10 protein-coding genes and 1 tRNA gene are annotated in these 14388 nt (G+C 40.1%); 3 read left to right on the plus strand and 8 right to left on the minus strand.

The window, feature by feature from the left end; all coding sequences use genetic code 11:
• Window positions 1-5: 5 nt before the first annotated feature.
• From dppC to glyQ, 7 genes are all read right to left on the minus strand, one after another.
• Window positions 6-908 (minus strand): dipeptide ABC transporter permease DppC, encoded by a 903-nt coding sequence (gene dppC, locus PR834_RS17615; protein WP_109912889.1) that lies wholly within the window; start codon window positions 906-908, stop codon window positions 6-8.
• A 10-nt stretch (window positions 909-918) separates the two neighbouring features.
• Window positions 919-1938 carry a dipeptide ABC transporter permease DppB gene (dppB, locus tag PR834_RS17620; protein ID WP_004262635.1) on the minus strand — a complete coding sequence of 340 codons (1020 nt, stop codon included), beginning with the start codon at window positions 1936-1938 and terminating at the stop codon, window positions 919-921.
• 168 nt (window positions 1939-2106) lie between these two features.
• A complete protein-coding gene (gene dppA / locus PR834_RS17625) occupies window positions 2107-3714 on the minus strand; it encodes a dipeptide ABC transporter periplasmic-binding protein DppA (protein ID WP_004262639.1) in 1608 nt (535 codons plus the stop codon).
• A 619-nt stretch (window positions 3715-4333) separates the two neighbouring features.
• On the minus strand, window positions 4334-5920 hold the full coding sequence (locus PR834_RS17630; RefSeq protein ID WP_272536831.1) for a ShlB/FhaC/HecB family hemolysin secretion/activation protein: 1587 nt from the start codon (window positions 5918-5920) through the stop codon (window positions 4334-4336).
• A gap of 177 nt (window positions 5921-6097) precedes the next feature.
• A tRNA-Pro gene (locus PR834_RS17635) sits at window positions 6098-6174 on the minus strand.
• Window positions 6175-6394: 220 nt separating this feature from the next.
• On the minus strand, window positions 6395-8464 hold the full coding sequence (gene glyS / locus PR834_RS17640) for a glycine--tRNA ligase subunit beta (RefSeq protein ID WP_004262644.1): 2070 nt from the start codon (window positions 8462-8464) through the stop codon (window positions 6395-6397).
• 9 nt (window positions 8465-8473) lie between these two features.
• Window positions 8474-9382: a glycine--tRNA ligase subunit alpha gene (gene glyQ / locus PR834_RS17645; RefSeq protein ID WP_004262647.1), complete on the minus strand. Its 909-nt coding sequence runs from the start codon at window positions 9380-9382 to the stop codon at window positions 8474-8476.
• 201 nt (window positions 9383-9583) lie between these two features.
• Between glyQ and PR834_RS17650 the strand changes: the two genes are divergently transcribed.
• Window positions 9584-10147, plus strand: a complete 564-nt coding sequence (locus tag PR834_RS17650) for a DNA-3-methyladenine glycosylase I (protein WP_004262650.1) — start codon at window positions 9584-9586, stop codon at window positions 10145-10147.
• A gap of 205 nt (window positions 10148-10352) precedes the next feature.
• Window positions 10353-11609 carry a valine--pyruvate transaminase gene (locus PR834_RS17655; RefSeq protein WP_094960801.1) on the plus strand — a complete coding sequence of 419 codons (1257 nt, stop codon included), beginning with the start codon at window positions 10353-10355 and terminating at the stop codon, window positions 11607-11609.
• Window positions 11610-11940: 331 nt separating this feature from the next.
• On the opposite strand, the gene PR834_RS17660 is transcribed toward PR834_RS17655, so the two are convergent.
• Window positions 11941-13599 (minus strand): putative transporter, encoded by a 1659-nt coding sequence (locus tag PR834_RS17660; RefSeq protein ID WP_136134095.1) that lies wholly within the window; start codon window positions 13597-13599, stop codon window positions 11941-11943.
• Between the two features lie 385 nt (window positions 13600-13984).
• Here PR834_RS17660 and PR834_RS17665 point away from each other — a divergent pair, with 385 nt between their 5' ends.
• Complete coding sequence (locus PR834_RS17665) at window positions 13985-14305, plus strand: YceK/YidQ family lipoprotein (RefSeq protein ID WP_442959650.1); 321 nt, start codon at window positions 13985-13987, stop codon at window positions 14303-14305.
• The last annotated feature ends 83 nt before the right edge of the window (window positions 14306-14388 follow it).

A 14388-nucleotide genomic window follows, 5' to 3' on the forward strand; every position in this document is an offset into this window, starting at 1 on the left:
CCTCATCACTGCTTGAGTTTTGGATCAAATGCATCACGTAACCCATCACCCATTAGGTTAAACGCAAGCACCGTCAATAAAATTGCCAGTCCAGGGAAAGTCACAACCCACCATGCGCTTTGTGCAAATTGCAGCACATCAGACAGCATCGTTCCCCACTCAGGAGTTGGTGGCTGCGCGCCCATTCCGAGGAAACCCAAAGCAGCCATATCTAAAATGGCATTCGAAAAACCTAAAGAGGCCTGTACAATCAATGGTGCCAAACAGTTAGGCAAAATATTCACGAACATTTGGCGTACTGCCCCTGCACCCGCAACACGAGAAGCCGTCACATAGTCACGGTTGACTTCCACTAAAACAGCCGCTCGTGTTAATCGAATATAGTGAGGTAATGCAACAAACGTCAAAGCAATCGAGGCATTTACAATCGAAGGTCCAAAAATGGCGACCAGTACCAAAGCTAATAACAAACTTGGCAATGCCAACATAATATCGACAACTCGCATAATTAATGCGTCAACGACACCACCAAAATAGCCAGCGATCACACCAATAGTGACCCCCATGATTAACGACAGCACAACCACTAAACAACCAACTAGCAGTGACAGGCGGGCGCCATACATTAAACGAGAGAGTAAATCACGCCCAACATCATCAGTGCCTAAAATAAACTGCCAACTTCCCCCATCTTCCCAAACTGGCGGAGCAAGTAAGAAATCACGAAATTGTTCATCTGGAGCATGTGGAGCTAATACACCTGCAAAAATCGCAATCAGTACCATCAGGATAATGTAGAACATCCCGACAACTGCCCCTTTGTTACGTTTAAAATAATGCCAAAATTCTTGTAATGGTGTCATCGGCTGTGGGGCGCTGACAACGGTTGGCTCAGTAGATTGAGACATTTAGCGCTCCTTATTTCTTATGACGAATACGTGGGTTTACAATGCCATACAGCACGTCGACCACTAAGTTTACGAAGATAATCAGTGTAGCAACCAGCAGAACTCCCCCTTGTACCACAGGGTAATCACGACGCTGTAGCCCTTCGATTAACCAGCGCCCTAACCCAGGCCATGAGAAAATAGTTTCTGTCAAGATAGCCCCTGCTAACATCACCCCAACCTGCAAGCCAATTACCGTAACAACGGGTAATAATGCATTACGTAGTGCGTGAATTAAAATTACGCGAGCGCGGCCAAGACCTTTAGCACGTGCAGTACGAATATAATCCTCTCCCAATACTTCCAACATTGACGAGCGAGTCATACGCACAATAACGGCTAATGGGATCGTACCCAAAACAATGGAAGGCAATATCAAGTGCTCTACCGCATCAATAAAATCGCCATCTTCACCCCAAATTAGGGTATCAATTAGCATAAAACCGGTCAGAGGCTGGGAATCATCAAGAAAAACAGTGTCACTCACTCGTCCTGCAACAGGGGTGAGGTCTAATTGCACCGACACTAACATGATGAGCATGATCCCCCACCAGAAGATAGGCATTGAGTAGCCTGTTAAAGAAAGGCCAATCGCAGTATGGTCAAAGATTGAACCACGTTTTACTGCGGCTAAAACCCCAACTGGGATCCCTACAGAAATTGCAAAAATCATGGCACAAGTTGCCAATTCCACTGTCGCTAAAAAACGGGGCAAAAACTCTTCCCATACACCAATGCGACTTTTTAAGGAAATCCCTAAATCACCATGAAATATCCCATTGATATAATGAAGATATTGTTTCCAAAGTGGCTGATCAAGCCCTAACTCTGCCATTAAATAAGCATGCCTTTCAGGGGATAGTCCCCTTTCACCGGCCATGATCATCACCGGGTCGCCTGGGATCATGTGGACAAAGGCAAAAGTCAATAATGTAATACCGATAAACGTGGGGATCACAAGCCCCAATCGTCGGAGGATAAATTGCAACATATCCTGAATCTCTTTAATAATGCCGTTGACGGCTCTTAGTCCGTTTGGCTACTCAGAAAATTGCTTTTCCGGGTGCTCACAAACAACTTAACTTCTCTGCTTCTTCTAGAGAAGAAAACGCCCTCCGCTCTAAACCAGCAACGAAGGGCATAGACAGATTAGATACGATTACTTCTCAATATCGACGTTTTCGAAGTGGTGCTTGCCTAATGGGTCAACCACATAGCCTTTGACTTCTTTACGTACGGGTTCAAACACTGTAGAGTGCGCGATAATCAGGGCTGGCGCCTGCTCATTCATCACAACTTGCGCTTGTTTGTACAGTTCGACTCGCTTGTCGTGATCTGCTGTTTGGCGCGCTGGTTGGATCAAGTTCTCAAAGCTTTCATTACACCATTTTGAGTAATTAGAACCTTGCTCTTTTGCTGCACAGCTAAACAAGGTTGCAAAGAAGTTATCAGGGTCCCCATTGTCACCCGTCCAACCCATCATTACTGTTTGTGGCTCACCATCTTTCGCACGTTTGAGGTACTCTCCCCATTCGTAGCTAACAACTTTTGATTTAACGCCAACTTTTGCCCAGTCTGCTTGGATCATTTCCGCCATACGGCGTGCATTTGGGTTATATGGTCGTTGAACAGGCATAGCCCACAGGTCAATTTCAAAACCATTCGGGAAACCCGCTTCTGCTAATAAGGCTTTGGCTTTTTCAGGATTATATTCGTAATCGTTTACCGCATCGTTATAGCCCCACATTGTCGGTGGGATAAGGTTTTTCGCTTTTTGGCCTGCACCTTGATAAACCGCTTCGATAATTGCATCTTTGTTCACCGCCATAGACAGTGCTTGGCGAACCTTTTGATTATCTAATGGTTTTTTCTCAACATTATAAGAGAGATAGCCGACGTTTAGGCCTGGTTGCTCCATTAATGTAATGTCTTTATCTTGCTTCATGCGCTCTAAATCAGCCGGATTTGGATATGGCATGACTTGGCATTCATTTTTTTGCAGTTTTGCATAACGAACGGAAGCATCTGGTGTGATAGAGAAGACTAAACGGTCAAGTTTAGGTTTTGTACCCCAATATTGGTCATTGGCTTTATAAAGAATACGAGAGTCTTTTTGGTATTGTTGCAGAACAAATGGGCCCGTTCCAATTGGGTTTAAGTCCACTTTCTCTGGCGTACCCGCTTTCAACATCTGGTCTGCATATTCAGCAGAAAGAATCGATGCAAAGTCCATTGCCATATCAGCTAAGAATGGTGATTCTGGGCGAGTTAATGTGATTTTTACTGTGTTATCATCGACTTTTTCAACTTTATCGATAATTTTATCCATATCCATTCCCATAAAGTATTCGTAGCTACCGCCTGAAACTTTATGATATGGGTGATTTGCATCTTTTTGGCGCATAAATGTATAAATCACATCATCTGCGTTAAGATCACGGGTCGGTTTAAATTCTTTGTTAGAGTGCCATTTGACACCCTTACGTAGATGGAAAGTGTACTCTTTACCATCATCACTCACTTCCCAGCTTTCCGCTAAACCCGGTTCAATTTCCGTTGTTCCTAATTTGAATTCAACTAAACGGTTATACAGCGGGATAGAGCTTGCATCATAGGTTGTTCCTGATGTGAACAACTGTGGGTTAAAGCCTTCTGGAGAACCTTCAGAACAGTAAACTAACGTTTTTGCCTGTACTGTTGCTGATACTGCTAATGCTGCCAATGTAAGTCCTACAGTCAGTAGACCTGTCTTTTTAATAGAGCGCATCTGTATGCTCCTATGGTGTTCATGTTGTTTTGCTTGATGTCTAGATCCGTCATAAAAGCGACAGATGTAGTATCTGTATTTTTTGTTATTCATTGTGCAATTAATCAACTGTCACTCACTTCGTCAATAGCCACATTTACGCTCCACCCACAATTCATGTAACATATTAGAAACAATTAGCATTGCAATTTAGCTTAAAATTTCATAATGAAGTGCAAGATGCAGGTGTTATAACCATATAATTAGTAGTGAATAGGGTTTTATATCGAGGTTATTTATTTTTATATTTGTGATTAAGTGCTGAATTACTGAACGAATATAGTGCTTTTGTTGGCATGATACGAAATAAAACACTAGAGAGAATCGATGTGGAAATTATTTTAGTATGTAATTATTTAGTTTGTTTTTTATGCAAATAAAAAACATTCAACTGCTTTCACTAAACATAATTTTAACCAATTGATAACTTAAAGAATAAAATAATACTGGCTGTAGTTTGTATTCTTATTTTCCAAAGTACAGAATATGCTTTAATACTGATGATAAAAACTACAATTGCCTAATATTACCTAGGTCATTTTAAATAGATACAATCACCAGCTTTAACCCTATGATTTAATTAATAATGAAATTTCATTTGAAGGCTCGAACTCATTGAATTTGCCAGTAGTCGGTCAGTTTGCCAAACTGGCGCTTCTACAAATAAATGATATGACAAACTCCCAATTTGGCCTTTAGCTCCGACTCTCCCTCCCAGCAATAGGTTTTCTTTCCAAAATGTGGCTCTATCATTTGATGTTGTTCCTAAACCTAACGAGGTATATAAAGCCATTTGCGGCCATGGGCTCTGCCAGACCACCTCGTTTTGTAGCTTTAAGCTATTATCCCCCATTTCAAGGTGCTCAGCTCCACCGATAAAACCACTAACACCTCCAAATCCAGTAAGTGATCCTTGGTCTAATAAAACATCTAGCTTGTCACGACTTAATTGCATATCAAATTGGCTTTGATATTGAAAAGGGGAGGCTTCCTTCATTGCTGAAGCCGAAATCTGTAAAACCTGTGGCTTATTTAAACCCGTAATTTGCTGTACATTGGTACCAAACCAGTTAGTTCCTTGTTTATACGTTAATGTAACTAAAGCACTTCCCCGTAAAAAATTGACCTGATGAGTTAACCCACCAATGATGTAATGAGCCAAGCGTTGTTGTGTTCGTAAGTGTAGGTCAGCCAAAAACGTGTCACTTTTTTGGCTTTCAGACCCTAGACTTAATGAAGTTACCGTTTTTTCTGTTCGTTTTAATAAATATTCGGCTTGTAGTAATAAGAAGCCGTTATACTGCTGTAGTGGTAAAGCGGCATCATTACTGGTAATAACTGTTTTATTTTCCTGATACCCACTAAATATTGAAAACAACCAATATTGATAAGGGAGAGAGTAAAACAATATTGCTGATTTAATTTCAGTTTCTTCTGTGTTACTAAATTGACGGCTGATTTCTGAATATAAAAAATCACTTCGTAAAAAAGGATTGGCGACCATAAAAGTATGGCCAACAGTGCTACCGACTTGCCGAGAAATTGAGTGTGATTCAAAAGAAAGCGCACCTTGGAATTCGCGTCGGTGCTGGCCTACCACGACAATTTGCGTGGCATTCCCATAGGTATCATCAGGAATTAGTTTTATATGGAAAGGAAGTAAAGATGTATTTTGCAAATTGTACAAGCCTTGTTCAATTTGCCGTAAATTAAGCGTATCACCTAACTGGAAAGGAAATATGTGTGGTAGTAATTTATCTTCTGACTGCTCATTTTGATAAACCACAGAAGAAACCGTTCCTGCTATTATTTTTGCTTGCAAAATACCAAACAGAAAAGTTTGCTCAGGGTAATACAAGTAAGAGGTCAGATAGCCTGCATGAATTAACTTCGCCGTAATATCATCTGCATAATTGAGTAAGCCTTGTTCATCAATACATTGGCCCTCTATCTTTTGCCGCCATTTATTGACTTGGCTAACAGCTATTTCCTTAATCTGCTCAAGCCCAATGAAATGTACTTGGTTTATCATAATACAAGTAGATGGCATCTCAACAATACCATTTGGAGGCGCTATAGGCGCGCTATAAGCTTTAAAGCCAATAACGGTATAAAGACTTAATAAGAAGAAACAAAGAGGTATCGATAAAACGTTATTAACTTTCATTAACGAGTCCTTGTAATGAAAAAGCGTTTTTACCTAAAACAACATGAGTGAATCAGCTTATATATCAACAGAGATAGGTTATTGAGTGCAAGCCAAGTTAGTCTGAAATAGTTGGGGTGAAAAATAGGAAGGGATATAAACGAAAAAACCCACCTCAATGAGGTGGGTTCTAAAATTTGGTCGGCGAGAGAGGATTCGAACCTCCGACCCACTGGTCCCAAACCAGTTGCGCTACCAAGCTGCGCTACTCGCCGAAAACGGTGTGAATAATACTGCCAAGAACGGAGATCGTCAACCCATTTTTCGCCAATTCTGTTCGTTTGCTGATAAAACCACCAAAACAGTAAGGCTTATATGCAAATTACCTTATTTTAAGTAAAAAATAAGCACTAGAATATTTTAGTGCTTATTTATCAAACAGGTTAGCGTTTATAAAAATAACGTTAACTACAAGCTAATAACCTATTTTTAAGGCTATTGAAGCAAAGAAATATCCGCTACTTTTAAGAACAACTCACGTAATTGGCTTAATAGCGTCAAACGATTAATACGAACCGCTTGGTCTTCATCCATTACCATAACATTTGCAAAGAATTCATCTACGATATCGCGTAAAGAAGCTAATTCAACTAAAGCCTCTTGATAATTCCTTTCTGCAAACATTGGCGCAAGTTTATCTTGCAATACCACAACATGGGTCGCAAGTTTGACTTCTTCAGGTGTTTTTAGAACAGAAGCTAAAACGTTATCAGCCAATTTTTCTTCTGATTTGCTCAGAATATTGGAAACACGTTTATTTGCCGCTGCAAGTGCCTGCGCCTCTTCTAATGAACGGAAGTGAGTAACAGCTTTCACTCGTGCATCAAAGTCAGCAGGTTGTGTTGGATGACGAGCTAATACCGCTTGGATGGTATCAATACTATAGCCTAATTCTTGATACCAAGAACGGAAACGACCAAGCATGAACTCGACAACGTCATTAACCACATTTTTATTGGTTAATTTATCACCGTATAAACGAGCTGCTTCTTCTGTCATTTCAACAAGATCAAGCTGGTAGCCTTTTTCTACGATGATGCGTAAGACACCTAATGCAGCACGGCGCAAAGCGAATGGGTCTTTATCGCCTTTAGGATGTTGGCCAATACCAAAAATACCAGCAAGCGTATCCATTTTTTCAGCCAATGCTAATGCGGCTGAAACATCAGTCGATGGAAGTGCATCTCCAGAAAAACGCGGTTGGTACTGCTCTTTTAAAGCTAATGCAACGTCTTCTGACTCACCATCATGGCGTGCATAATGCATTCCCATAACGCCTTGAGTGTCTGTGAATTCAAACACCATATTAGTCATTAAGTCACATTTTGCTAATAAACCAGCTCGTGTCGCATGGTTTACATCTGCACCAATTTTGTTTGCAATCCAGCCAGCTAATGCTTCTAAACGGTCAGTTTTATCACGCAGTGTACCTAATTGTTTTTGGAACAATACAGTTTCTAAGCGTGGTAAGTTATCTTCCAAACGTTGTTTACGGTCAGTTTTAAAGAAAAATTCGGCATCGGCTAAACGCGGACGTACAACTTTTTCGTTACCTGAAATAATTTGCTGAGGGTCAGAAGACTCAATATTTGCCACAAAGATAAAATTAGGCATTAACTTGCCCGTCTTATCATAAACTGGGAAATATTTTTGGTCCCCTTTCATGGTATAAACTAGCGCTTCTGAAGGAACATCTAAGAATTTCTCTTCAAATTTAGCTGTTAAAACGACCGGCCATTCAACCAATGAAGTCACTTCTTCAAGCAAACTATCTGTTAAGTCAGCTTGGCCACCAAGAGCCTGAGCCGCTTTTTCCGCATCGGCTTTAATAACCGCTTTACGTTCTGCGTAATCTGCCATGACTTTACCGCGTTCACGTAAAATGGCTGGATATTGTTCCGCATTATCAATAGTAAATTCAGATTCACCCATGAAACGGTGACCACGAATTGTGCGCCCGCTCTTAATCCCTAAAATTTCGCCATCAATAACATCACTACCCAGTAACAATGTTACCGTGTGCACAGGGCGAACAAATTGTGTGTCCTTATCTGCCCAACGCATTAATTTAGGTATAGGTAATTTGGCCAATGCACGGCTAACCATATCAGCCAGTAATTCACTGACTGCCTGCCCTTTCATTTGGGCACGATAGAGTAGCCACTCGCCTTTATCCGTGGTCAAACGCTCAGCCTGATCAACGGTAATACCACACCCGCGAGCCCAGCCTTCAGCGGCTTTAGTTGGTTGGCCATCTGGACCGAATGCTTGAGAGATAGCAGGGCCGCGTTTTTCAATTTCACGGTCTGGCTGTGAAGCCGCTAAATCAGCGACTTTAAGTGCTAACCGGCGAGGAGCAGCAAACCACGTTACTGCACCATGAGCAATATCTGCCCCATCAAGTTCAGCCGTAAAATTTGCAGCAAATGATTCAGCTAATGAACGAAGAGCCTTCGGCGGTAACTCTTCGGTGCCGATTTCCACAAGGAAAGTCTGTTGAGTCATGACAGCCTCTTAGTTCTTATGACACATAGGGAATCCAAGCGCTTCACGAGAAGCATAATACGCTTCTGCAACCCCTTTGGTTAGGGTACGAATACGTAAGATATAGCGCTGGCGTTCAGTAACAGAAATGGCTTTACGTGCATCGAGTAAGTTGAAAGTATGAGCCGCTTTCAAGATACGTTCGTATGCAGGTAGTGGAAGTGGCGTTTCCAAAGCCAGCAAGTGTTGAGCTTCTTTTTCGTACTCTTCAAAGCATTTGAAAAGAAAATCAACATTTGCGTATTCAAAGTTATAGGTTGATTGCTCAACTTCGTTTTGATGATAGATATCACCATAAGTGGTTTTACCCAATGGGCCATCACACCAAACAAGGTCATACACGCTGTCCACGCCTTGGATATACATCGCTAAGCGCTCTAAACCGTATGTAATTTCACCTGTTACTGGTTTACACTCAAGACCACCGACCTGCTGGAAGTAAGTGAACTGAGTAACTTCCATACCATTAAGCCACACTTCCCAGCCTAATCCCCAGGCACCTAATGTTGGGTTTTCCCAGTTATCTTCAACAAAACGAATGTCGTGAACTGTTGGGTCAACACCTAATTCTTTTAAAGAACCAAGGTATAACTCTTGGATATTGTCTGGTGATGGTTTGATGATCACCTGAAACTGGTAATAGTGTTGTAGACGGTTTGGGTTTTCACCATAGCGGCCATCAGTTGGTCGACGAGATGGTTGAACATAAGCCGCTGCAATAGGCTCAGGGCCTAATGCGCGCAAACACGTCATTGGGTGAGAAGTTCCAGCGCCGACTTCCATGTCCAATGGTTGAACAATGGTACAGCCTTGACGCGCCCAGTAGTCCTGTAATGTCAGGATAAGACCTTGAAAGGTTTTGGTATCAAACTTTTGCATGTTAGATCCGCACGCGATACGTAAAATTTAATGAAAGTACGCCAGTATACCCTTTGACCGCAAGATATACAGCATTGAATATGCCTGTATTTATTCTAAAAATAAAAAAAAATACTTTCACCCCTTTTAAGCTGGTTATTTATACAGTATAAATAGTTTGTTTTTTGAAGCAAACCAATTACCATTGTAAAAAGGATGAAAATGGATACCGCACTAACACGTTGCCATTGGGTCAATCAAGATCCTGAATATATCGCTTATCACGACCATGAATGGGGTAAACCCACTTATGATAACTTAACATTATTTGAAATGATCTGCCTTGAAGGCCAACAAGCCGGGCTCTCTTGGTACACCATTTTAAAAAAACGCCAAGGATATCGTGATCTATTTCATCATTTCGACCCTGAAAAAATTGCATCAATGAATGAAGACGATATTGAGCGACTCATGCAAGATACTCGGATCATCCGTAATCGATTAAAAATTAATGCAATTATTGCAAATGCAAAAGCTTATTTAGCCATGAAAGAAAATGGTGAAGACTTCTCCACTTTTATTTGGCAATTTGTTAATGGCCAACCCATTATCAACGGTTGGGAGCTCTCATCACAAGTTCCTGCGGAAACAGAACTTTCTAAGCTTCTCTCCAAAGCGCTCAAAAAACGTGGGTTTAAATTTGTCGGCTCAATTACTTGCTACGCCTTTATGCAAGCAACTGGCATGATAAATGACCATTTAGTGAATTGTTGCCAATTTAAATAAATTAGTTTTTATCGGTGTAACTCATCGAGTAAAAAGAAAAATAAACCACCAAAGCATTAACATTACAACACTTTACACTACTAAATATATTCATCTTGATATTTTATCTTAATAAAAGATAGAAATTGGTGGTTGAACTCTGAGGTGCAGCGGAGTATGTTTTAAATTCCATTAACAATCTAATAAATATATGTGAATAAATGCGATGATATTTTCTAAATTTGGCAATAAATTTGCTAAAAATTCAGGTATTTCATTATTAATGAAAGACTTGAATGAAGGCATAAGAACCCCTGGCTCCATTATGTTAGGGGGAGGAAATCCTGCTCATATCCCTGAAATGGATAAGTATTTCCAAGATCTGTTAGCTGAGATGTGTGCTAATGGCCAATTGACGGACACTTTATGTAATTATGATGGTCCTCAAGGTAAAGATGCCATGTTGAAAGCGCTTGCAGCAACGCTAAAAGCAAAACTAGGTTGGAATATTAGCGCGAAAAATATTGCCCTATCTAACGGCAGCCAGAGTGCTTTTTTCTATCTATTTAACTTGCTAGCCGGTCGCTTTGAAGATGGTATCACCCGTAAAGTGCTATTTCCTCTTGCCCCTGAATATGTCGGTTATGCAGACTCAGGTCTTGATGATGGCTTATTCGTCGCGAATAAGCCACAAATAGAATTTTTACCTAATGGTCAATTTAAATACCGAGTCGACTTCAACACATTAGAGGTTACTGATGATATTGGGGTGATTTGTGTGTCTCGCCCAACAAATCCGACTGGTAATGTCATTACTGATGAAGAAGTTGAGCATTTAGACCAACTAGCTAAACAACATAATATTCCACTACTAATAGATAATGCTTATGGTGTTCCTTTCCCTGGCATTATTTTCAGCGAAGCTACGCCATTTTGGAACGAAAATGTCATTCTTTGTATGAGTTTATCTAAACTTGGTTTACCAGGAACTCGATGCGGCATTATCATCGCTAACGAAGAAATCATTGAAGCTGTTAGTAATATGAATGGCATCATCAGCCTTGCTCCTGGTGGCATAGGCCCTGCGCTTGCCTTAGAAATGCTTAAAAAAGATGACCTTATCTCGTTATCTAAAAATGTAATTGGTCCTTTTTATAAGCAGCGTGTAGAAGAAGCCATCGAAATTATTCGCCGCTATATCCCAGAAGATAAGTGTTTAATTCATAAGCCAGAAGGTGCCATTTTCCTCTGGTTATGGTTTAAAGACCTACCAATTAATTGCTTAGAATTATACCAACGCTTAAAAAAACGTGGTGTATTGATGGTTCCCGGCCATTACTTCTTCCCTGGTATTGAACAGGATTGGCCACATGCGCATCAATGTATGCGTATGAACTATGTCCCTGAGCCAGAAAAAATTGAACAAGGGATCAAGATATTAGCTGAAGAGCTTGAAAAAGCTTATCAAGAAGTGACCTGCTAGTTGTGAAACGACAAGGTACTTTTAGCCCTGTTATTGCAATATTTAGGTAAAAAAAAAGCCCTTTCATATAGAAGGGGCTAAAAATTAGCGAGAACTCCGTAATTGAAATCAAATTAATTTTTCAATACGAATATCATTCAAAACTATTAGAACATCTTTTCTATTTGGTTATTGCTTAAACAAAAGCACTTTTTGCCCCTATATATCGTGATACCTTTCATTACTGCCTTATACATCAAACATCAAAATCCAAATATCATATTGAAAAAGCTATAATTTTAGAAATTTCAATAGAATTTCTGCTATTCATCGGTTTAACAATCACATCTAGCTAAACCGCCCAAAATAAAATAGCCAGCAATTGTGGAGAAATAATTCTTAAAAACATCGCTAATGGATAAACCGTTGCATAAGACAATGCCGGAGCACCGCTGGCCGCATGAATATTATTTGCAAAAGCCAGTGCAGGAGGGTCTGTCATAGAGCCCGCTAGCACCCCACAAAGGCTCAAATAGTTCATTTTGCCAAAAATTCGAGCTACAACACCTGTAATAAATAGTGGTACAAACGTAATCAATAGCCCATAACCAATCCACGTTAGCCCATCACCTTTAATTAAAGTATCAATGAAGCCACCACCAGAATTGAGCCCAACAACAGCGAGGAACATGACGATTCCCAGTTCTCTCAGCGCTAAGTTTGCACTCGGAGGCATAAACCAATATAAACGCCCTATAGTCCCTATACGACCGAGAATTAGAGCAACAACCAGTGGCCCTCCCGCTAATCCTAGTTTCAGTGCGGCAGGAAAACCAGGAACAAAAACGGGTATTGACCCCAGCACAACTCCAAGCCCTATCCCGAGGAATACAGGTAACATTTGAACTTGCTGTAGTTTCTGTTTCGCATTACCTAACAAAGCGGTGACGGCTTCGATTGACTCAGGACGTCCAACAATATTTAAAATATCACCAAATTGTAAAACCGAATTGTTATTAGCAACTAAATCAATACCAGTACGGTTTAATCGTGTCACAACAACATCATATTTTTGTTTTAAGTTTAAGTCTTTCAGCCTTTTACTTAGTACAGCATCATTCGTCACCACCACACGAACGGAATGCAAAATAGAGCTTGATGTCGACAAGGATACGTCAACTTCCTCACCTAATATTAAACGAACTCTATTTAAATCATCTTTTAAACCAACAACGTGCAATAAGTCACCTAAATGAATTTCTGTGGTAGGCTGAGGAACAACCAGCATGTCCCCACGTTTTAATCTTGAGCAAACAATAGCTTCACTACCAAGCAGTGGGATGTCTTGCATCATTAAGCCATCAAGATTGGCGTTACGAATGGCAATGTTCATAGTCTGCAGAGAGTCGCGCTGTTGAAAAGTAGAACTATTAAATGCAGAAGCCTCTTTCTCTACTGAAATTCTAAAGATAATGCGTACTAACCACATCACCAATAAGATGCCACAAATCCCCATAGGGTAAGCCATGGCATAACCCATCCCCATCTGGCCAACAAGATTAGGGTCAGATCCTAAGTCAGTTAAAATTTGCTGACCAGCACCTAAAGATGGCGTATTCGTTACCGCCCCTGAGAAAATACCTAAGATAATCGGTAATGGAATATTCGCGACTTTATATATGATTGCTGTTACCACCGCGCCTAAGACAACGACCATCAACGCAAAGCCGTTTAGTTTCAGCCCAGAAACGCGTAGAGAAGAGAAAAAACCAGGCCCAACCTGAATACCTATTGTGTATACAAACAGTATCAAGCCAAATTCTTGAATAAAATGCAGCATGTCTTTATTAAGTTGCAAGCCATAACTTTGGGCGAAGTGTCCAACAATGATCCCCCCAAATAGAACACCACCAATCCCTAGCCCAACGCTCCGGATCTTCCAATTTCCAATCCATAGCCCTAAAGCAGCAGCTAACGCCAACAAACTTACAGTAAGAGCTAATTCACTCATAGACCGCATCCTTTTGACGACAAGTTACCCGTTAAACACACCCAAATAGGTGATAAAACATACTACTGAATCGATTATGCCAAATAGCATAAGGGTAATATGTGCCATAGAGCACAGTTCAGAAGGAATAAATGATCTATTTTTTTAGAATTTTCAACCTGATAACAAATATAAAATAGTATGTCTTTATTTCTTAACGTTATTTATCATTCATCGAAATAGCTACCTAAGACAAACATTTTTAGTTAATAGCTACAAGTAAACTATTAACTAAAAAAATACATACGGTTAAATAAAATAATAATACGACACCATTATTGTGAATTTCTTGTTTTTAGTTATTATAAGTAAATATTGGGGACGACAAACTAAATACAGGTTAACAATGTCTATGCCGAGTTTAATTTCAATACGATTATATTTTCTTATCGCACCTCTTATTTTGAGTGGTTGCTCCAGTATTATGACTCATGCAGGCCCATCAGAAGGTTATTACCCTGGTTCGAAAAACAGTATTAAAATGATTAAAGATGATGAGACCGGCTGGGTTGTTAAACCTTTACTTGCTATTGATTTACCCTTTTCTGTTGTTATGGATACTCTTTTAATTCCTTTAGATTACGCAAAATCGGGTAATGATGATAAAGCAGACTCACCCAAAAAACGCATAGAAGAACTTGAAAAGAAAGATAAAACTAAAAAGTAATTCAGGCTCAATCAAACGTTTGTAATTAAAATTTCACTGTGTATTAACTGTATTTATGAATACATTATTTTTTAATCTAAGAT

It is taken from the genome of Providencia sp. PROV182 (genome assembly GCF_028480325.1).
Taxonomy (GTDB): Bacteria; Pseudomonadota; Gammaproteobacteria; order Enterobacterales; family Enterobacteriaceae; genus Providencia; species Providencia hangzhouensis.

Excerpts from the sequence above, each read along its gene's own strand:
- PR834_RS17630 (WP_272536831.1), bottom strand. The coding sequence starts at position 5,920 with ATGAAAGTTAATAACGTTTTATCGATACCTCTTTGTTTCTTCTTATTA.
- PR834_RS17655 (WP_094960801.1), top strand. The coding sequence starts at position 10,353 with ATGATATTTTCTAAATTTGGCAATAAATTTGCTAAAAATTCAGGTATT.
- dppB (WP_004262635.1), bottom strand. The coding sequence starts at position 1,938 with ATGTTGCAATTTATCCTCCGACGATTGGGGCTTGTGATCCCCACGTTT.
- glyQ (WP_004262647.1), bottom strand. The coding sequence starts at position 9,382 with ATGCAAAAGTTTGATACCAAAACCTTTCAAGGTCTTATCCTGACATTA.
- dppC (WP_109912889.1), bottom strand. The coding sequence starts at position 908 with ATGTCTCAATCTACTGAGCCAACCGTTGTCAGCGCCCCACAGCCGATG.
- PR834_RS17660 (WP_136134095.1), bottom strand. The coding sequence starts at position 13,599 with ATGAGTGAATTAGCTCTTACTGTAAGTTTGTTGGCGTTAGCTGCTGCT.
- PR834_RS17665 (WP_442959650.1), top strand. The coding sequence starts at position 13,985 with ATGTCTATGCCGAGTTTAATTTCAATACGATTATATTTTCTTATCGCA.
- dppA (WP_004262639.1), bottom strand. The coding sequence starts at position 3,714 with ATGCGCTCTATTAAAAAGACAGGTCTACTGACTGTAGGACTTACATTG.
- PR834_RS17650 (WP_004262650.1), top strand. The coding sequence starts at position 9,584 with ATGGATACCGCACTAACACGTTGCCATTGGGTCAATCAAGATCCTGAA.
- glyS (WP_004262644.1), bottom strand. The coding sequence starts at position 8,464 with ATGACTCAACAGACTTTCCTTGTGGAAATCGGCACCGAAGAGTTACCG.